Raw genomic sequence first — 19,175 nt, forward strand, 5'->3', positions numbered from 1 at the left:
ATAACAGCAACACCCGAAACATTCGCCGAATCCGGCTCTGCCATAAATCCAATAACATTCGGAGTAAGTCGCCCATGGCTCGTTTGCAACGCACCCTTTCGCTAGGGTCGGTGGTGCTGTTCGGCATCGCCTACATGACGCCGATCATTGTCCTCGGCACCTTCGGCATCCTCGCCCAATCCACCGCCGGCATGGTGCCTGCGGCTTATCTGGCGGCGCTGGTGGCGATGTTCTTCACCGCAATGAGTTACGGGCGCATGGCCGCCGCGTTCCCTGTCGCGGGCTCGGCTTACAGCTACGTGCGCAAGGCGATCAGCCCCAAACTCGGCTTTATCGCCGGTTGGGCGGTGTTGCTCGATTATCTGTTTCTGCCCATGGCCATCTGGTTGATCGGCGCGGCTTACCTGACGTCGGCCTTCCCATCGATCCCGCAATGGATCTGGGTGCTCGCGTTCATCGGTATCACCAGTGCGATCAACATCATCGGCCTGAAACTGGCCAACGGCATCAACGCCTTGCTGATGCTGGTGCAGTTCCTCGTGCTGATCGCCTTCGTTGCGCTGTGCGTGCACTACATCGGTGGCGATGCGGGCACGCCGTTGTGGTCGATCAAACCGTTTTTCAACGGCGACATGCAGCTGTCGCTGATCATGAGCGGCGCGGCGATCGCTTGCTATTCGTTCCTTGGCTTCGACGCAGTCAGCACCCTGACCGAAGAGACCCGCGATCCACGCCGCACCATTCCCCGGGCGATCATGCTGATCACCTTGATCGGCGGCCTGATCTTCGTCGGCGTCTCGTACTTCGTGCAGATCGCTCATCCGTCGTTCCAGTTCGACAGCGTCGACTCGGCTGCTTATGAAATCGCGCGCAACATCGGTGGTGACCTGTTCGTCTCGATCTTCCTGATCGGCCTGATCGTCGGCCAGTTCGCCTCGGGACTGTCGGCCCAGGCCAGCGGTTCGCGACTGTTGTTCGCCATGGGCCGCGACGGTGTGTTGCCCAAGTCCTTCTTCGGCACGTTGCACGCGCGCTTCGGCACACCGGTCAACAGCATCCTGCTCTGCGCCGTGGTGGCCTTGCTGGCGCTGAAACTCGACGTCACCACCTCGACCTCGTTCATCAACTTCGGCGCGTTCCTGGCATTCAGCCTGGTGAATCTGTCGGTGATCTTCCATTACTGGATCGGCGGCGAGAAAAAGGGCCTGCGCGAGTTGTTGCTGTTTCTGATCTTCCCGTTCATCGGGCTGGTGGCTGATTTGTGGCTGATGGTCAGCCTTGATCATCTGGCGGTGTATCTGGGCCTGAGCTGGCTGGCGATTGGCGTGGTGTATCTGGCGGTGCTGACGGGCGGCTTCCGTCGCCAGCCACCGGAGATGGATTTTCAGGAAGCCGCCTGAGACGGCTTCACGCAGCGGGCCGACTCTGACGCATCGGCAACTCGACGCGAAAGGTCGTGCCCACGCCCGGCTCGCTGCGTACCGAGATTTCTCCTCCGTGTTTTTTAACGATGCCGTAAGACAGGGACAGGCCAAGCCCGGTGCCCTGGCCGACCGGTTTGGTGGTGAAAAACGGATCGAAGATTTTCTGCAGGATATCCGGCGCAATCCCCGCGCCGGTATCGGCAACCTCCACCCAGGCAGTTTCCTGTTGTTGCCCGATGCGCAAGGTGATGGTGCCGCGTTCGGGGCCCATGGCCTGAGCCGCATTGACCACCAGGTTCATGATCACCTGATTGATTTGTGACGGCAGACACTCGATATCCGGCAAGGGCTGATATTCCTTGATCAGGTCAGCCTTGTACTTCAGCTCGCTGGCGACAATGTTCAGGGTCGACTCTATGCCTTGTTGCAGATTGGCCCACTGCCATTGCTGGTTGGTATCGACCCGGGAGAAATCCTTCAGGTCCTTGACGATCTGCCCGACCCGGCCGATGCCTTCCTTGGACTCGCGGATCAGCACCGGAATGTCTTCGAGGAGAAAGTCCAGATCGACGTCTTTGCGCAATTGCTCAAGCCGCGCCACGGACTCGTTGTCTGGCGTGGGCCCGAGCGTTTGCCAGGCATCGAGTACGCTCAGCAATTGTTTGAAATAGCCGTCGAGGGTGCCGAGATTGGAGGAGATGAAGCCGATCGGATTATTGATTTCATGGGCCACGCCGGCCGCCAGTTGGCCCAGTGAAGCGAGTTTTTCCGACTGCACCAACTGACTTTCCAGTTGCTTGCGCTCATCGATTTCCCGTTGCAGTTCTTCGCTGGCCTGCTTGAACTGGGCGGTGCGCTGATCGACCAGGTGTTCCAGATGATGCATCTGCAATGATGCACGTTCGGTCATCTGCCATTTGGTCAGCAGGGTGTTGGCCATCTGCTGCACTTCGATGTTGTCGAACGGTTTTTTCAGAATCAGCAAGCGGTCATGCGCCTGCAGGCGTTCCAGCAGTTCATCCCAGGAATAATCCGAGTAAGCGGTACAGACCACTACCTGCAACTGCGGATCGTGCTGCCAGAGATGTTCGATGGTTTTCGCGCCGTCCCAGCCATCGGGCATGCGCATGTCGACGAAGGCCAGCGCGTAGGGGCGTTGCTCTTTCAGCGCCTGCATCAGTTTGCCCAGGCCTTCTTCGCCGCCATAGGCTGAATCGAGCTCGAACAGCGGGCGCTGGGGGCGGGTCTGGGCACCGAACAGGGCGGCCTCCATCTCGTCCAGTTCCACTGACTGCGCCGCTGGCGGCGCAAGAATCTTGCGGAAGTCTTCGTGAATCGACGGCATGTCGTCGATCAGCAGAATGCGGCGGTTCGACAGTTCGCTCATGCGTGCTCCGTTACGGTAATCAGCGGTATCTGCAGGGTGAACAACGCACCTTTGCCCGGGCCGTCACTGTGCGCGGTGAGGCGCCCGTTCATTTCGATCGCGGCCAGGGCACAACTGTGCAGGCCGAACCCGTGGCCTTCCTTGCGGGTGGTAAAACCGTGCGCAAAGATCCGTGTCATGTTCTCCGGTGCGATGCCTTCGCCATCGTCCTTGACGCTGATTTCGAGGAAGCCGTCATCGACGATTTTTACTGCCAGGGTCATGGTGCGTGGGCGGTTGCTGAGGTCGGACATGGCGTATTTGGCGTTGCTGATGAGGTTGATCAGGATCAGCAGCAAGCGGTGTTTGTCGCCCATCACCTGCGGCACATCCGCATATTCCCTGACCACCGTGACGTGGTGCCGGGTCAGGGCGCCGGCGTTCATGCGCAACGCGTCTTCGAGCAACTCGTTGATCAACAGCGGCTCGGTCATGCTGCTGGCGCCAGCGTAGGACTGCTGGGTGGCGACGATGTCCTTGATGTGATCGACGCTCTTGTTCATCTGGTTCAGTTCGTCGAGCATTTCCTGCTGCTCCTGGGCAATGGCGACCACCAATTGGTTGAGGTAGCCGGGGAGCAATTTGCCCTTGGCGTCTTCGTTGAGGAAGGCGCCGAGGTCATGCGGGTGTTCGTTGATCATTTGCATGGCCTTGCCCAGACCCTGGGCCTTGCTGCTGCGCAGCTTGCGTGTGATCAGGTCGCTGGAGATGTTCACGCTGTTGAGTACGTTGCCGACGTTGTGCAGCACGTTGGTGGCGATTTCCGCCATGCCGGCCTGACGTGCCGCGCCGAGCAGTTCGCTTTGCGCGTCCCTGAGTTCCCGGGTGCGCTCCTCGACCCGTTGCTCCAGTACATCGTTGGCCGTTTGCAGGGCACTGTTTACCCGATTGATCTCGGCGAAACTGCCAATCAGGCGGATGGCCAGCCACACCAGCGACAACACCAACAGCACCGAAAACAATAACAGGTAGACGTGGTACTGCCGGTCGACCTGATCGGCGCGCTGCTGATCGTGGTCGAGCATGGTGGTGATGACGTCCAGGCGTTCGGCCACTGGAATGGTTTCGATGCTCTCGAGTAACTGGTTGACCCGTGGCTGCTCGCGAGCGATCAGGGCGATGTGGTTGCTCAGGATCCTGATCGGCGTTTCAAATGCCGGTGGCAGGCGTTCGGCGTTTACCTTCAGTTTGTTCAGGCCGACCTCGATGTCGGCGGCCCTGTCGTCGGAGGTGACCTGGGCGAATTCCAGGGCGCTGAGCAGCAAGTCGTAGGTATCGGTGATGATGTTTTGCAGCTGCAATTTATCGAAGTCCGACAGGCTCGCCAGCTGTTGCAGGATGTCGTCTTCAGCCGTGGGCAGAAAGGCCAGGGAGTTGCGCAACAGCGCATTCTGCGATTTGAACTGTTCGACCAGACGGGTCTTTTCCTGCATCGCCTGCAGGAAGTTCTCGTGGGCGTCGTTCCATTGCGCCGAGTCTTTGCGACCATGCCCGGACTCTATCGCGTCGAAGCGCTCCCAGAGCCGGTTCATCTCGTTCATCGGCGACACCAGCGGATCGTAGTTGTGGGTGAGCGCGACCCTGGCCTTGAGGACCTCGTTTTCCCACAGCGAGTTCTGCTGCTTGATCTGCCGGATCAGATCCCGCGATTCGGTGTACGTCATGTTCTGGTCGGAGCTGGACTTGAAGTAGAGAAACAGCAGGATCGAGGCCAGGGCCATGGCGACCAGCGTGAGCAACAGCAGACTGCGCCGACGGGAGATGTTGATCATAGTGAGCCCGCCCATTGGCCGGTGAGGGTCTTGAGAAACAGAATGATCAGTCGTTTGTCCTCTTCGCTTGGCATGCGCCCCAACTGGTACTGGAACATCACATCCACCGCCCGCTCGAGGGTGGGCGCCGAGCCATCGTGAAAATACGGTGCGGTGATCGCGACATTGCGCAGGCTCGGCACCCGGAATACCGCCCGATCCGCTTCATCGCCAGTGACATTGAAGCGGCCCTGATCGGCCACGGTGGGGTTGCCGCGATCGGCGAGGTAATCGCCGAACACGCCGAATTTCTGGAACATGTTGCCGCCGATGTTCACCCCTTGATGGCAGGCAATGCAGCCGTACTCCTTGAAGCGTTGGTAGCCGTACTTTTCCTCCAGGGTGAGGATGTCGGTGTTGCCCAGCAGGTATTGATCGAAACGTGAGTCGGGCGTCAGCAGGGTGCGTTCGAAGCTGGCCAGCGCCTGCTGGACATTGGCTCTGGTCACACCGTCCGGGAAGATGGCGGCAAAGTCGCGGCGATAGTCGGGGTTTTGGCCGAGCCGCTCGATGACCGTGTTCCAGTTGCTGCCCATTTCATGGGGGCTGGTGATGACGACGTTGCTTTGTTCTTCCAGGGTTTCGACGCGGCCATCCCAGAACTGGCGAAAGTTGAGGACAGCGTTGAACACCGTCGGCGTGTTGAACGCTACCGGTCTGCCGTCGAAGCCCAGAGACAAGGCGCGGCTGTCGGCACCGTTCTTGTCCAGTTGGTGACAGCTGGCGCAGGACAGCGTGTTGTTGATCGATAACCGTGGCTCGTGGAATAACCGCCGACCGAGTTCCACGTGCCGGGCGTCCTGCTGAGCCGCCGCGGGCAACGGTTTGAGCGGCTCGTCCAGCGGCTCGTCCAGCGGCTCGGCAGCGGCCCCGGCACACAATCCGCACAGCAGCAACGCCATGGCGTGGTGGTAAAGGCTCATTGGCAATCGTCTCCCTGACTCAAGGCCGGTTTCAAAATGTTCATCAGATCGCCCACGGCGCGGGTTGCGTGCCGGCCAGCAAGCGTGCGAACGCATCGGCTGGCAGGGCTTTGCTGAAAAAGTGCCCTTGGCCTTCTTCGCAGTGATGGGCCTTGAGAAAGGCCAGTTGTTCGGCGGTTTCGATGCCCTCGGCGATAACGTTCAGCCCAAGACTCTTGCCCAGGTTGATGATGGCGCTCACCAGCGCGGCATCGTTGCGGTCGTTGCACAGGTTGCGAATGAACGATTGGTCGATCTTCAGCACGTCGATGGGAAACCGCCTCAGGTAGCTCAGGCTGGAATAGCCGGTGCCGAAGTCATCGATCGCCAGGCGCGTGCCCAGCACTTTCAGGCGATTGAGCGCCGTCATCGTCGCCTCGACGTTTTGCATCAGTACGCCTTCGGTGATTTCCAGCTCCAGCCACTCGGGCGCCAGACCTGTCTGCTCGAGTACGTGCTCGATGCCTGCGACGAAGTCACGCTGGCGAAAATCGATGGGCGAGGTGTTCACCGACATGCGGATCGGTGGCAGCCCGGCCACTTGCCAGGCTCGGGTCTGACGACAGGCTTCGGCCAGTACCCATTTGCTCAGCGGTACGATCAGGCCGCTGTCCTCGGCCACCGGGATGAAGTCCGCCGGGTAGACCCAGCCATGCCCCGGTTTCTGCCAGCGCACCAGGGCTTCGGCACCCACCACTCTGGCACTGCGCAGGTCGATCTTGGGCTGATAGTGCAGAACCAGTTCGTGGTTTTGCAGAGCGCGGCGAATCCCTGACTCGATGCTCTGCTGTTCCCGGGCGTGCTGGTTCATGGCCTCGATAAAGAAGCCGATGTTGTCGGGCCCCTGTTCCTTGACGTTGCGCATCGCGGTCTCGGCTTTCTTGATCAGTTCGATGGCCTCGAGACCGTCATCAGGGTAGACGCTGATGCCCAGGCTGGCGGTGACGCTGACATCATGGCCGGCAATCGTCTGCGGCAGGCGAATGGCGGCGAGGAGTTTCTCCGCGATGCCGCGGGTTTGCAGGGGATGGTTGATGTCGCCGAGGATCACGACGAATTCGTCGGAGCCGTAGCGAAACACCGAGTCCGAATCACGGACGCAGGCCAACAGTTGCCGGGCGGTCTGTTTGAGTATGTCGTCACCCGCCGGATGGCCCAGCGCATTGTTTATGCGCTTGAAACGATCCAGACCAAGGAACATCACCACCAGTTGCCTGTCATGGCGCCGGCAGACGGCCATGGCCTGGCTCAGGCGATCGCCCAGCAAGGTGCTGTTGGGCAGTTCCGTCAGGCTGTCGTATTGCAGCAGGTGCGAAACCTTGAGCAGTTCGTGAACCCGCGCCTCGATGGTCCGCTCAAGGCTGAGCATCTTCAGCGCTGCGTCCTGCGCCAGCTGCCATTTCCAGGTCAGGGCGTTGGCCATCTGGCGGATTTCCAGGCTGTCGAACGGTTTTTTCAGGATCAGCAACTGGTCGCCGAACTCCAGCCGTTCGGCCATCGCCTCCCAGCTGTAGTCGCTGTACGCCGTGCACAAGGCGATTTGCAGGTTCGGATCGACCTGCCACAGTTGCTCGATGGTTTCCAGGCCGTCCCAGCCGGGCGGCATGCGCATGTCGATGAAGGCAAGCGCATAGGGGGTGCCGTTGGCCAATGCTCGTTTGACCAGTGCGAGCGCTTCCTGGCCCTGATAGGCGGAGTCGATCTGGAAGCTCGGGTGCGGCGCCTGATGGGTGCCGAACAGGGTCTGTTCCAGTTGCTGCAGATCGCCGGTGTCGGCAACCTGCGGCGCGAGGATCTTGCGAAAGTCCTCATGGATCGCCGGCGTGTCGTCGATGACCAGAATGCGCCGGTTGGTCTGCGGGAAAGGCGTCTTCATGCCTCGTCCTCCTTCGGCGCCAGACGGCAACTTTCCTTGAGCAAACGCCCGGCCTGCTCGGCGCTGACCGCCGCGCTGAAATACCGCCCGCGGGCGCTGGGCAGCGGGGGCGCGGCGACGGTCGCGCAAGGCAGGTCCGGCGACGGTTGGCCATCAGCGATGATGCCGATGTCCAGGTCCCGGGCGAAGTTGACGATGGCACGCAGGGCGTTGGCGCCGGCGACATCGTGGGCGGCACTGTCGACGAAGCTCTGGGCCAGTTTGAGGTGATTGACCCGATAGGTTTTCAGGTAGTCGAACGAGGAGTATTCGGTGCCGAAATCATCGATGGCGATGGCCACGCCCAGTTCACGCAGGCGCGGCAACGCATCGTTGTGCGTCCATTTGGTCTGGGCCAGCGTGGCTTCGGTGACATCGAAGCGCAGGTCCCAGGGGGCAAGTTCCCAGCGGGCAGTGGTGCGCAGCACGTCGTAGATGAGTTCCGGGCCACTCTTGAGTTGCGCCAGCGACAGTTTGATCGCCATCACCGGCGGTGCGACCCCCTCGTTACGCCACAGATGCATCTGCTGGCAGGCGTGATTCAGCACCCAGCCTCCGAGCGGAATGATCGCGCCGGTTTTCTCCGCGATCGGCACGAAATCGCAGGCCGGCAACAGGCCGAGGCGCGGATGCTGCCAGAGGATCTGCGCCTCCATGCCCAGAATCCGGCCGCTGTGCTGATCAACTTCCGGTGCATAACGCAACATCAGTTCATGGTTCTCGAGGGCTGTCATCAATTCGCTGATCAGGGTCATGCGATCCGCCACTTCCCGGGAGATTGCCTCGGAATGGAAGTGATACTGGTTGCGGCCCATTTCCTTGGCCCGATACAGCGCCATATCGGCCTGCCCGAGCAGGCTGTCGGCATCGAGGCTCAGATCGTTGTAACTGCTGATACCGATGCTCACCGAAATGTGCAGCGCATTGCCGGCCAGGTTGTAGGGCGCGAGCAACGTGTCGCGGATATTGGCGGCCATCGCGGCCGATTGGGTCGGGTCACTGACGTCCAGTTGCAGGATCGCGAATTCGTCACCGCCCAGGCGCGCCACCACGTCGTTTTCCCGCACGCCGGATTTGATGCGCCGGGCGACTTCCTGCAGCAGCAGATCGCCCACCGGGTGACCCAGGGTGTCGTTGATCCGCTTGAAGTGGTCCAGATCCAGATAAAACACCGCAAACGGCATGGCGCCCCGGCGCGCGGCAGCGAATGCCTGATGCAGGCGTTCGATCAGGGTGGCGCGGTTGGCCAGGCCCGTCAGGCCATCGGAGCGGGCCAGCAAGGCCAGTTTGTCCTCGGCCAGACGCCGTTCGGTGATGTCGAGGATGATGCCTTCGACCTCCAATAGTCGGCCGTCATGATCGCGCACCGGGATGTAGCGGTTTTCCACCCAGCGCCAGGTGCCCTGGCCGGTGCGCATGCGAAATTCTATGGAAGCGCCCGATGCATGCCGATCCATAACCCGGGCCATGGCTGCATCGACGCTGGCGTGATCGTCCGGGTGAATCAGCACCTGCGCCCAGTCTGGCGAGCCCACCAGATCGGCGGCGACATGGCCGTAGCGGGTAATGTTGTGGGAGATGTACATCAACGCGAACGAGGGGTCGCCGCGCAAGCGGTACAGGATGGTCGGGCTGTTCTGCACAATGATGTTGGCGTCGGACAGCTCGCGGGTGCGCTCCTGGACTGCATTTTCCAGCAGGTTCATCTTCAGTTCGGCGTCTTCGGTCATTTGCCATTTGACCGTGAGGGCGCTGGCCATCTGCCGGATCTCGATCGCGTCGAAGGGTTTTTTCAGAATCAGCAACCGGTCATTCAGCTCCAGACGCCGGTCGATGTCTTCCCAGGAATAATCGGAATAGGCCGTGCACAGCGCAACTTGCAATCGGGGATCGACTTGCCACAGCCGTTCGATGGTTTCCAGGCCATCCCAGCCCGGTGGCATGCGCATGTCGATGAACGCCATCGCATAGGGGCGGTTTTCTGCCAGCCCGACTTCGAGTTTGTCGAGGGCTTCGCGGCCCTGGAAGGCCGAATCGAGTTCGAACTGCTGGGATTGTCTGGCGGACGGGGTGCCGAACAACAGATTCTCGGTTTCGCCCAGACCCTCGTCGTCCAGGATGACCGGACTGAGAATCTTGGCGAAATCGCCATGGATCGCCGGACTGTCGTCGACGATCAGCACACGACGATTGATGTGCGCGGTTGGCCGGTTCATGTCGTGCCTGCCAGAGGCTGGCATGCTGTTGTCATCCTGGGCATCCTTTTCCTTCGCCAATTGCCAGTTCCAGAGCCACGGTGTCCTGCGCTGTACTGAGCATAGTCGTCTACTCGGTACTACGCTTTCAGGCCCGCAGGAAGATTTGCGTGAAATCAGGCAGAAATCATCTAGCCTTGGACACAGGCACGGACTTGCGAGGTGTCTGTTCGGTGTGCCGTTAACCCTGTTTTCGTTTTGAGGCCATGCCATGGAAGAGCAATCCGCCCCGATGCCGGGGCATCGACCCACGGTGCTGCTGGTTGATGACGAGGAATCGATCCTCAACAGCCTGCGCCGTCTGTTGCGCGGCCAACCCTACGATGTTCTGCTGGCCACCAGCGGCGCGCAGGCGCTGGACATCCTTGCGCAGCAGCCGGTGAATCTGGTGATGAGCGATGCGCGCATGCCGGGCATGGACGGCGCTTCGTTGCTGGCCCATGTTCGTCAGCGCTATCCGCAGACTGCGCGAATCATGCTTACCGGCTATGCCGATCCGTCGGCGATCATCAAAGCCATCAACGACGGGCAGATTCACCGTTACATCAGCAAGCCGTGGAATGACGAGGAATTGCTGCTGATCCTGCGTCAGTCTCTCGAACACCAGCATTCCGAGCAGGAGCGCGAGCGGCTGGAGCACTTGACGCGGAGGCAGAACGACCAGCTCAAGCAGCTTAACAGCACCCTGGAAAAACATGTGGCGGCGCGCACCGCCGAGCTGCAGCAGACCGCCGACATGCTCGATCTGGCGTACGAAGAGCTCAAGCACAGCTATGTCACTGGCACCGAAGTGTTTTCGCTGTTGGCCAATCTGCGTTTGCCCCCTGCCAAACAGACCAACCGGCAGATCATCGAACTGGTGCGCAGCTACTGCAAACAGCATGGCCTGGACGAAGCCAGCAGTCGCGACCTGGCCATGGCTGCGGCGTTGTACAACATCGGCAAGCTGAGCTGGACCGACGCGATGATGACCACGCCATCGGATCTGCTGCGCCATACCGAGCGCGAGCGTTATCGCGATTATCCGAAGCAGAGCGAATCGTTGCTCATGACGCTGGATCCGATGAAGGACGCGGCGCGTCTGATCCTTCACCATCAGGAGCGCTGGGACGGCAGCGGGTTTCCCGACCGGCTCAAGGGCGAGGGCATTCCATTCGGTTCGCGTCTGCTGAAACTGGCGGTGGATTTCGTCGAGTTGCAGCGCGGTCTGATTCTCGAGCGACAGATGAACAGCGACGAAGCATTGCTGTACCTGCGCCAGTACGCCGGGCGTTTGTACGATCCTGATCTGGTCGAAGATTTCATTCAGGTGTGTGCGGCATTCCTCAGCGACGTCACGCTGGCCGACCCGTCGGTCAAGGTGCTGTCCACCCGGGACCTGGCGGCGGGAATGATTCTGGCGCGCAATCTCAATGCCGATAACGGCATGCTGCTGCTTAACGCCGGCAAGGTTCTCAGTGCGCTGCTGGTGGAAAAGCTGATCGCGTTCGAAGCCATGGAGGGCGCCAGGTACAAGGTTTTCGTCAAAGTACCGGAGGAGGTTGAAGCCGAGCTCAAGGCTTTGCAGGAGTGACCGGCGAGGTGACGGCATAGACGCGGGCATGGGATCCTTGCGGTTTTTCAGGCTGGTGACTGCTCCGTGACTTCCGTATCTGTTGCTCCGACACACCTCATCCATATCGCCGCCGCGCTGCTGCTCAACGCCCAAGGTCAGACTCTGCTGGTGCGCAAGCGCGGTACCACGGCGTTCATGCAACCGGGTGGCAAGATCGAAGCCCATGAGCTGCCGATCCACGCCCTTGCCCGAGAGCTGGAAGAGGAATTGGGGCTGCGGATCGATCCGGCGCAGGCCTCCTTTCTCGGCCAGTTCTCGGCACCTGCCGCCAACGAGCCGGGGTTCGTCGTGCATGCCGACATTTTTCAACTGACGATCGACGCTGACGTTATTCCCGCAGCCGAAATCGAGGAGGTCATCTGGGTCGATCCGGCCACGGATCCGGCGCTTGAATTGGCACCATTGACACGCGAGCACATCCTGCCGTTTTATCGCCGTTCACTGACCGCACTCGCCTGATCATCCCCGCAAAGGACTTTGCCATGATCCCGCTGCCAGACCTGCTGATCTTTGCCGCCGCTGCACTGCTGATGGTGCTGACACCGGGGCCCAACATGATCTATCTCATCTCGCGCTCGATCTGTCAGGGACGCAAGGCCGGGATCACGTCGTTGCTCGGCGTGGTGGCGGGGTTCTTTGTGCATCTGTTTGCGGCGGCGGCCGGTTTGACCGCAGTGTTCCTCGCCGTGCCGATGGCTTATGAAGTGCTGAAATGGGCCGGTGCGCTGTACCTGTTGTGGCTGGCCTGGCAAGCGGTGAAACCCGGCGCGCGGTCGCCGTTCGAAGCGCAACAATTGCCGGCCGACTCGTCACGCAAGCTGATCACCATGGGCTTTCTCACCAGCGCGCTGAACCCGAAAATCGCCGTGTTCTACCTCTCGGTATTTCCGCAATTCATCACCCCTGAACACGGCTCGGTGTTCACCCAAAGCATCGTGCTCGGCCTGACCCAGATCAGCGTCAGTTTCTGCGTCAATTTGCTGATCGCGCTGTTCGCTGCGGCCATCGCTTCGTGGTTTGTGCGTAACCCGACCTGGCTGGCGTTGCAGCGGTATTTCATGGGCCTGGTCCTTGGCGGCCTCGCGGTGCGGTTGATGCTTGAACAGCGGCGGACCGCCTGAGGTGTGGATCGAACGGCTGGATGCCAGCCACGCCCTGGCTTACCGCGAGCTGATGCTCGAAGCCTACGACCGGCATCCGCAGGCGTTCACTTCCAGCGTGCGCGAACGCGCGGTGATGCCCTTGAGCTGGTGGGAGGGCCGCCTGACCAGCAAGCTCGATGTGGTGCTCGGTGCCTTCGACGGCAGCACGCTCGCCGGCATTGTTGGCTTGGCCTTCGAACCGCGCGAGAAAGCCCGGCACAAGGCAACGCTGTTCGGGATGTATGTCTCAGCGGATTTTCGTCGTCAGGGGCTGGGCTTTGATCTGGTCCAGGCGGCTTTGGCCGAAGCGCAAAAGCATCCGGCGCTGAAACTGCTCCAGCTCACCGTCACCGCCGGCAACGACGCGGCTTTTCAGTTGTATCAGCGTTGCGGCTTCATTCAGTACGGGCTGGAACCACTGGCGGTGCGCGTCGGCGAAGACTATTTCGACAAGATCCACATGTGGCGTGAAGTCCATCCGGCATGAAGATCAAAAGATCGCAGCCTTCGGCAGCTCCTACACGGTTGATGTAGGAGCTGCCGAAGGCTGCGATCTTTTGATTTTGGCGTTCAGCGCACCGCGCTGACACCGTCCAGGGTCGAGAACGAGGTGTCTTTGGCCGTCAGCAGAAAGTCACGCATATACGGCGCATCGAGCATGTCCGTGCGAATCGCTGCATACAGCGTCGCGAACAAGCCTTTTTCCCCCAATCGCTTGCCCTTGACGTAACCGCGCGAACTGTATTCGTGCAGCGCCCAGTGCGGCATGCCGCAGACGCCACGGCCACTGGCGACCAGTTGCATCATCATCACCGTCAATTCCGAGGTGCGCACTTGCGCCGGCTCGATGTCGGCCGGTTCCAGAAAACGCGTGAAAATGTCGAGGCGGTCGCGTTCCACCGGGTAGGTGATCAGCGTTTCGGTCAACAAGTCTTCGGGGACGATGTACGGCTTGCTCGCCAGTGCATGCTGATTGGCGACCGCGAGCATGGCTTCGTAAGTGAACAGCGGCACGTAAGTGATGCCGGCAATCTCCAGCGGATCGGAGGTCACCACCAGATCCAGATCGCCCCGGGCTAGTGCCGGCAGCGGCGCGAAGGCGAAGCCCGAGGCGAGATCAAGCTCGACCTCCGGCCACGCATCGCGGAACTGGTCGATGGTCGGCATCAACCACTGGAAGCAACTGTGGCATTCGATGGCCATGTGCAAACGCCCGGCGGTGCCACCGGCCAGACGACTGATATCGCGCTCGGCGGCACGCAGCAAGGGCAGGGTGGCGTCAGCCAGTTGCAGCAGGCGCAAACCGGCGCTGGTGAACCGCACCGGCTTGGTCTTGCGCACGAACAGTTGCATGCCCATGCGCTCTTCAAGTTCTTTGAATTGATGCGACAGGGCTGACTGCGTCAGATGCAGGCGGTCAGCGGCATCGACCAGACTGTCGGCTTCGCGCAGGGCATGCAGGGTTTTCAGGTGACGGATTTCAAGCACCAGCTGGCTCCATGAAGAAAACTTGTGACAATCGCAGGGTCGTTGAGTTTGTCTAATGTTTACCGGGCTGTCGACATCCGCTGAATAACCGCGTGAATTCCCTGAGGGTGACCGCTCGGCACTCTTCATCAAACTGTCACGCAAGTGTGGCAGCGCGATTGAACAAACTTCATCAGACTCGCGCTCTACTGGGGTTCTGCGTTTCGGTGTTTTTCATGTTCAAGGAATTTTTATCAATCGCGGCCGTGCTGGCCGCGCTTTTGTTGGGCCCGACGGTTTCGGCAGCCGCGCGTTGCGACGTCAATGTGCCGACCGAACGGGTCGATCTGCAACAGGTGAGCATTGCCTATCAAAGCATCGGTCGCGCTCAGGATCCGGCCCTGTTGCTGGTGATGGGCCTGGGCGGGCAGTTGATTCACTGGCCCGACGAAGTGGTGGTTGCGCTGTGTCAGCAGGGTTTTCGGGTGATTCGCTATGACAATCGGGACGTCGGTCTGTCGACCTGGCGGCAGACACCGGTGGAGGCCAACCTGACGTTCGAAGTGCTGCGCTACAAGCTCGGCCTGCCCGTTTCGGCACCGTATAGCCTGACCGACATGGCTGACGACGCGCTGGGTCTGATGGACGCGTTGCACGTCGAGCAGTTCCATGTGCTGGGTGCGAGCATGGGCGGGATGATTGCTCAGCACATGGCGGCAATGGCCCCGCAGCGGATCGAGAGCCTGACGCTGATCATGACCACCTCGGGCGCCGAAGGCTTGCCGGCACCGAGTGCGGCGCTGGTGCAGTTGCTGTCGCGGCGTGGTGCGCCCAATCGTCAAGTAGCGCTGGAACAGCAGGCGGATTTGCTGGCCGCGTTGGGCAGTCCGACGGTCAGCGATGATCGGCAGGCGTTGCTGCAGCAAGCGGCGGCGTCTTATGACCGTGCGTTCAATCCCGAAGGGGTCAAGCGGCAGATCATGGCGATCCTCGCCGAACCGAGCCGGGTGGCACTGCTCAACCAATTGCGCGTGCCGACGCTGGTGGTGCACGGCACCGCCGATCCGTTGTTGCCGGTGATGCACGGTGTGCATCTGGCGGCGCACATTCGCGGCAGTCAGTTGAAGCTGATTCCGGGGCTGGCGCATCGGTTTCAGGAAGCGTTCAAAGAGCCGTTGCTGGCGGCGGTGCTGCCGTATTTGCAGGCACATCGTGAGGATACTTCGCACTTGGCGCAGGTTGAGCCAGTGGCGGGTGGGAATGTGCTTTAGGGCGGCGAAGATCAAGAGCCCCTCACCCTGACCCTCTCCCGGAGGGAGAGGGGACTTACCGAGGTGTCTTGCGCTATCCGCCGACCTGAATGACCGGGTTGATTATGAGTTCGGTGAACGCGTTCAAGTTACGCATCCATAATCGACTCGGTTTCTCAGGTCGATGTAATTTGAAGCACCCTGCGGTCGGCCCCCTCTCCCTCCGGGAGAGGGCTGGGGTGAGGGTAGCCTTTGATCTTAACTGTGCAGCCGCACCCAAACCGTGACCAGCACCGTCGCCGCCATCAACCACGCCACCGCCGCCACGGCCAGCGATGCTTCCAGGCGCATGCGGTCGACCATCACGTACAACGTCGCCAGATAGATGAAGTACGGAATGATCGACCACATGCCAAACACGATCGTGGTCTTCAGGTCGTCGACCGAGCGGTCCTTGCCGACGATGTAATGCGCGATCAGGGCAAAGGTCGGAAACAGCGGCACCAGACCGGCGATGTAATAGTTTCTGGTCTTCGACAGTGCGGCGAGGATCAGCACCACTGCGGCGCCGATCGCCGCTTTCAGAATCAGGTCCATCAGTGGCTCAGCCCGTACTTTTTGACTTTGTCGAACAGCGTGGTCTTGGCCATGCCGAGTTCCTGGCTGGCCTGGGTCAGGTTGCCGCCGCTGCGTTGCAAGGCGTCGACCAGCAGGTTGCGCTCGAAGGCTTCCACCGCTTCGGCAAATGCCAGACCCTGGCCGGCGCTGGCCCCGGATTTCTTGAATGCCGGCAGGCCGAGGGCGAAGCGTTCGGCGACGTTGCGCAGTTCGCGCACGTTGCCCGGCCAGTCGTGGCTCATCAGGTTCGACAGGGTCTGGTTGTCCAGCTCCGGCAGCGCGCGGTCGAAGCGCAGCGCCGATTGCTGGGTGAAGTGTTCGAACAGTTGCAGGATGTCTTCACGGCGTTCGCGCAGCGGTGGCAATTCCAGGGTCACGACGTTGAGGCGGTAGTACAAGTCGCTGCGAAACTCGCCGGCCTTGCTCGCTTCGTCGAGATCGGATTTGGTTGCCGCGATCACCCGGCAATCCACCGCCACGCTCTGGTTCGAACCGAGGCGTTCGAGAGTGCGTTCCTGCAATACGCGCAGCAGTTTGATCTGCAACGGCAGCGGCATGCTTTCCACTTCATCGAGGAACAGCGTGCCGCCGTCGGCGTGTTCGATCTTGCCGATCCGCCGTTTGCCGGCGCCAGTGAAGGCGTTGGCCTCATGACCGAAAATTTCGCTTTCGAAAAGGTTTTCCGGCAGACCGCCGCAGTTGAGCGCGACGAACTGTTTGCTGTGGCGCCGACTGAAGTCGTGCAGACAACGGGCGACCAGTTCCTTGCCGGTGCCGGTCTCGCCTTCGATCAAGACGTTGGCCGAGGTGTCGGCGACGTTGGCGATCAGCTCGCGCAGGTTCTGCATCGCCGGTGAGCGGCCGATGATCCGCCCTTCCAGCGAATCGCGTTCAGCCAGTTGCCGACGTAGCGATGACACTTCACGGGCGAGGCTGCGTTGCTCCAGCGCACGCCGCGCCACGTCCACCAGACGCTCCGGCGAGAACGGTTTTTCCATGAAGTCGTAGGCGCCTTTCTGCATGGCGCCGACGGCCATGGAGATGTCGCCGTGGCCGGTGATCAGCACCACCGGCAGGCTGCGATCGCGCTGCTTGAGGCGGGTAAGCAATTCCAGGCCATCGATGCCCGGCAGGCGGATGTCGCTGATGACGATGCCGGCAAAGTTGTCGCCGACCTGCGCCAGCGCTTCTTCGGCACTGCCGACGCCGATGCACGGAATGTCTTCGAGGGTCAGCGCCTGTTGGCAGCCGAGCAGTACATGGGGGTCGTCTTCGACGATCAGCACACTGAGTTCGGGGTTCATATTGGCTCGGCAGGAAGAGGGCTTACCAACGGTAAACTGAGGACGAAAGTGGTGCCACCGCCGGCCGGGTGTTCGACACCCAGGTGCCCGCCAGTGGCCGCGGCGAGGCTGGCGGACAGGGTCAGGCCCAGTCCCAGGCCTTGCTCGCCAGGTTTGGTGGTGAAGAACGGTTCGAACAGATGCTTGCGCGCTTCAGCGTCGATGCCATGGCCGTTGTCGCGCACCCGCAAGCGATACTTGCCGTTGAACTCTTCACCCTCCAGCCACAGTTGCGGCTGCGGTTGCGCATGCATGGCGTCGAGGGCGTTGCCGATCAGGTTGACGAGGATCTGTTCGAGGCGGGTCTGATCGATCTGCAACTGCACGTCGGCAAACTGCCGATGAATCTGCAGCTCGGTGTGTTCCAGGCGCGCGCCGAGCACTTGCAACGCGGCGTCGACGGCTTTGCCGAGACTGGCCTGACCCTTGTTGTCGCCGCGCCGGGCAAACGAACGCAGGCTGGCGGTGATCCGGCCCATGCGGTCGATCAGGTCGTTGATGGTCTTGAGGTTGGTGCTGGCGACGTCGAGCTGGCCGCGCTCGAGAAAGCGCACGGTATTGCCCGACAGCGTGCGCATGGCCGCCAGCGGCTGGTTCAATTCATGGGCGATGCTGGTCGACATCTGCCCGATAGCGGCGAGTTTGCCGGCCTGCACCAGTTCGTCCTGAGCGCGGCGCAAGGTCTCCTCGGCCTGGCGACGCTCGCGGATCTGACTCTTCAGGCGTTCGTTGCTGGCGCGCAAGTCGGCGGTGCGTTCGGTAATCCGACGCTCCAGTTGGCTGTTGGCTTCCTGCAACGCTTCGCGCGCGGCGAGGCGGGTGGCGAGGACTTTGCGCCGCTCGTTCCAGGCAATCAACAGGAAGGCAAACAGGGCAAACGCCACCGCCACCAGAATCCCTTGGTTGATCGCTTCCCGGCGCAGGTCCTGCAACGGCGTGAGCAAGGTGAAATTCCACGGCGTGTCGCTCAGCAATCGGGTTTGCGCCAGATAACTGATGTCGTCTTCGTCGGGCTGCAATTCGCTGTTGGCCGGGAAGGTCAGTTTCTCCACACCTTCGGCCAGCGTCTCACGGGCCAGCGGTTGCAGTTCGTTGAGCGGGAACCAGTAGTACTGCAGGCTGCGCGCGAGTTTTTCCTTGACCTCATCGCTGAGCGGGATCACCGATTTCAGCCGCCTGGCCGGGTCGCTGGAGAGAATGATGATGCCGTTCTCGTCGCTGACGAACGCTTCCAGACGCGCCCGTTGCCAGCGTTCTTCCATGGCTTCCAGACGCACTTTGACCACCGCGACACCGATGATCTTGCCGTGCTCTTCGAGGCCGTGGGCGAGGTAGTAACCGGGTTCGCCATTGGTGCTGCCGATGCCGTAGAAACGCCCGGGCTGGCCGCGCACGGCGTCCTTGAAATAGGCGCGAAAGGACAGGTCTTCACCCAGGTAACTGTCGACATCGCGCCAGTTGCTGGTGGCCATGACCCGGCCGGTGGTGTCCATCACGTAGATGGCCCGACTGCGGCTGCGGCGGTTCAGGCCCTCGAGGTAATCGTTGACCGTCTGCCGGTGCTCCGGGGTCGGGTCGGCCAGCAACTGCGGCACACTGGTTTCGAGTTCCAGCAGGCTGGGCAGGTAGGTGTATTTGCTGATCTCGCTTTCGACCGCGCGGGCGTGCAGTTCCAGCTGACGCTGGCCGTTCTCGCCGAGGCTGCGGATGCCGAAGTGTTCACTGGTCCAGAAGCCGATGAAACCCAGTCCGACCATCAGGGCGATGATCAGTGGCGGCAGGAACAGATGGCGGATCAGACGGGGCTTCACGGCAAGTGATGGCTTTGCAGCGCGATAAAGAGTGGGGTCGCATTTCATCACAGATGCCTTGGGTCAACCACAACACTTGCAGGCTCACCACTTTCCATGTGGGAGCGAGCTTGCTCGCGAAGGGGCCGGTACATTC

15 protein-coding genes are annotated in these 19,175 nt (G+C 61.1%); 6 read left to right on the top strand and 9 right to left on the bottom strand.

Going from position 1 to position 19,175, the window contains the following annotated elements; all coding sequences use genetic code 11:
* Positions 1-74 precede the first annotated feature (74 nt).
* Complete coding sequence (locus tag AC0Z4S_RS13505; protein WP_485623378.1) at positions 75-1,400, top strand: APC family permease; 1,326 nt, start codon at positions 75-77, stop codon at positions 1,398-1,400.
* A gap of 7 nt (positions 1,401-1,407) precedes the next feature.
* Here AC0Z4S_RS13505 and AC0Z4S_RS13510 read toward each other — a convergent pair whose 3' ends face one another.
* From AC0Z4S_RS13510 to AC0Z4S_RS13530, 5 genes are read right to left on the bottom strand one after another with little or no spacing between them, the layout of a single operon-like run.
* Entirely contained in the window at positions 1,408-2,811 is a 1,404-nt protein-coding gene (locus AC0Z4S_RS13510; RefSeq protein ID WP_485623379.1) for an ATP-binding protein, read from the bottom strand.
* Positions 2,808-4,622, bottom strand: a complete 1,815-nt coding sequence (locus AC0Z4S_RS13515) for a DAHL domain-containing protein (RefSeq protein WP_485623380.1) — start codon at positions 4,620-4,622, stop codon at positions 2,808-2,810. Before AC0Z4S_RS13515 ends, AC0Z4S_RS13510 begins: the two co-directional genes overlap by 4 nt.
* Complete coding sequence (locus AC0Z4S_RS13520; protein WP_485623381.1) at positions 4,619-5,584, bottom strand: cytochrome-c peroxidase; 966 nt, start codon at positions 5,582-5,584, stop codon at positions 4,619-4,621. Before AC0Z4S_RS13520 ends, AC0Z4S_RS13515 begins: the two co-directional genes overlap by 4 nt.
* Positions 5,585-5,627: 43 nt before the next feature.
* Entirely contained in the window at positions 5,628-7,499 is a 1,872-nt protein-coding gene (locus tag AC0Z4S_RS13525; RefSeq protein ID WP_485623382.1) for a putative bifunctional diguanylate cyclase/phosphodiesterase, read from the bottom strand.
* A complete protein-coding gene (locus tag AC0Z4S_RS13530) occupies positions 7,496-9,754 on the bottom strand; it encodes a GGDEF/EAL domain-containing response regulator (RefSeq protein ID WP_485623383.1) in 2,259 nt (752 codons plus the stop codon). The genes AC0Z4S_RS13525 and AC0Z4S_RS13530 overlap by 4 nt, the downstream gene beginning before the upstream one ends.
* Before the next feature lie 250 nt (positions 9,755-10,004).
* Here AC0Z4S_RS13530 and nosR point away from each other — a divergent pair, with 250 nt between their 5' ends.
* The 4 genes from nosR to AC0Z4S_RS13550 all read left to right on the top strand — a co-directional run bounded on the left by nosR (position 10,005) and on the right by AC0Z4S_RS13550 (position 13,037).
* Positions 10,005-11,366: a response regulator c-di-GMP phosphodiesterase, NosR family gene (gene nosR, locus AC0Z4S_RS13535; protein WP_471877685.1), complete on the top strand. Its 1,362-nt coding sequence runs from the start codon at positions 10,005-10,007 to the stop codon at positions 11,364-11,366.
* A gap of 66 nt (positions 11,367-11,432) precedes the next feature.
* The gene (locus AC0Z4S_RS13540) at positions 11,433-11,867 is read left to right on the top strand and encodes an NUDIX hydrolase (protein WP_485623384.1); all 435 of its coding nucleotides are present in this window, start codon (positions 11,433-11,435) and stop codon (positions 11,865-11,867) included.
* 23 nt (positions 11,868-11,890) lie between these two features.
* Positions 11,891-12,529, top strand: coding sequence for a LysE family translocator (locus AC0Z4S_RS13545; protein ID WP_485623385.1), 639 nt, complete (start codon positions 11,891-11,893; stop codon positions 12,527-12,529).
* A 1-nt stretch (position 12,530) separates the two neighbouring features.
* Positions 12,531-13,037: a GNAT family N-acetyltransferase gene (locus AC0Z4S_RS13550; RefSeq protein ID WP_485623386.1), complete on the top strand. Its 507-nt coding sequence runs from the start codon at positions 12,531-12,533 to the stop codon at positions 13,035-13,037.
* An 83-nt stretch (positions 13,038-13,120) separates the two neighbouring features.
* On the opposite strand, the gene metR is transcribed toward AC0Z4S_RS13550, so the two are convergent.
* Positions 13,121-14,038: a transcriptional regulator MetR gene (metR, locus tag AC0Z4S_RS13555; protein ID WP_253495535.1), complete on the bottom strand. Its 918-nt coding sequence runs from the start codon at positions 14,036-14,038 to the stop codon at positions 13,121-13,123.
* 215 nt (positions 14,039-14,253) lie between these two features.
* On the opposite strand from metR, the gene AC0Z4S_RS13560 reads away from it, so the two are divergent.
* Complete coding sequence (locus tag AC0Z4S_RS13560; protein WP_485623387.1) at positions 14,254-15,288, top strand: alpha/beta fold hydrolase; 1,035 nt, start codon at positions 14,254-14,256, stop codon at positions 15,286-15,288.
* 237 nt (positions 15,289-15,525) lie between these two features.
* Here the strand turns inward: AC0Z4S_RS13560 and AC0Z4S_RS13565 are convergent, their stop codons facing one another.
* From AC0Z4S_RS13565 to aauS, 3 genes are read right to left on the bottom strand one after another with little or no spacing between them, the layout of a single operon-like run.
* A complete protein-coding gene (locus AC0Z4S_RS13565; RefSeq protein WP_485623587.1) occupies positions 15,526-15,855 on the bottom strand; it encodes a GlpM family protein in 330 nt (109 codons plus the stop codon).
* 8 nt (positions 15,856-15,863) lie between these two features.
* Positions 15,864-17,189: a two-component response regulator AauR gene (gene aauR, locus AC0Z4S_RS13570; RefSeq protein WP_042607381.1), complete on the bottom strand. Its 1,326-nt coding sequence runs from the start codon at positions 17,187-17,189 to the stop codon at positions 15,864-15,866.
* Positions 17,186-19,087 (bottom strand): two-component sensor histidine kinase AauS, encoded by a 1,902-nt coding sequence (gene aauS / locus AC0Z4S_RS13575; RefSeq protein WP_485623388.1) that lies wholly within the window; start codon positions 19,085-19,087, stop codon positions 17,186-17,188. Before aauS ends, aauR begins: the two co-directional genes overlap by 4 nt.
* Between the last annotated feature and the right edge of the window lie 88 nt (positions 19,088-19,175).

Source organism: Pseudomonas sp. 1L-B-1-E-C1, from assembly GCF_057291835.1.

Bases quoted from the DNA above. Each gene is read 5' to 3' on its own strand.
- aauR (WP_042607381.1), bottom strand. From the start codon at position 17,189: ATGAACCCCGAACTCAGTGTGCTGATCGTCGAAGACGACCCCCATGTA.
- AC0Z4S_RS13530 (WP_485623383.1), bottom strand. From the start codon at position 9,754: ATGAACCGGCCAACCGCGCACATCAATCGTCGTGTGCTGATCGTCGAC.
- AC0Z4S_RS13510 (WP_485623379.1), bottom strand. From the start codon at position 2,811: ATGAGCGAACTGTCGAACCGCCGCATTCTGCTGATCGACGACATGCCG.
- AC0Z4S_RS13505 (WP_485623378.1), top strand. From the start codon at position 75: ATGGCTCGTTTGCAACGCACCCTTTCGCTAGGGTCGGTGGTGCTGTTC.
- AC0Z4S_RS13520 (WP_485623381.1), bottom strand. From the start codon at position 5,584: ATGAGCCTTTACCACCACGCCATGGCGTTGCTGCTGTGCGGATTGTGT.
- nosR (WP_471877685.1), top strand. From the start codon at position 10,005: ATGGAAGAGCAATCCGCCCCGATGCCGGGGCATCGACCCACGGTGCTG.
- AC0Z4S_RS13515 (WP_485623380.1), bottom strand. From the start codon at position 4,622: ATGATCAACATCTCCCGTCGGCGCAGTCTGCTGTTGCTCACGCTGGTC.
- AC0Z4S_RS13560 (WP_485623387.1), top strand. From the start codon at position 14,254: ATGTTCAAGGAATTTTTATCAATCGCGGCCGTGCTGGCCGCGCTTTTG.
- AC0Z4S_RS13545 (WP_485623385.1), top strand. From the start codon at position 11,891: ATGATCCCGCTGCCAGACCTGCTGATCTTTGCCGCCGCTGCACTGCTG.
- AC0Z4S_RS13525 (WP_485623382.1), bottom strand. From the start codon at position 7,499: ATGAAGACGCCTTTCCCGCAGACCAACCGGCGCATTCTGGTCATCGAC.
- aauS (WP_485623388.1), bottom strand. From the start codon at position 19,087: ATGAAATGCGACCCCACTCTTTATCGCGCTGCAAAGCCATCACTTGCC.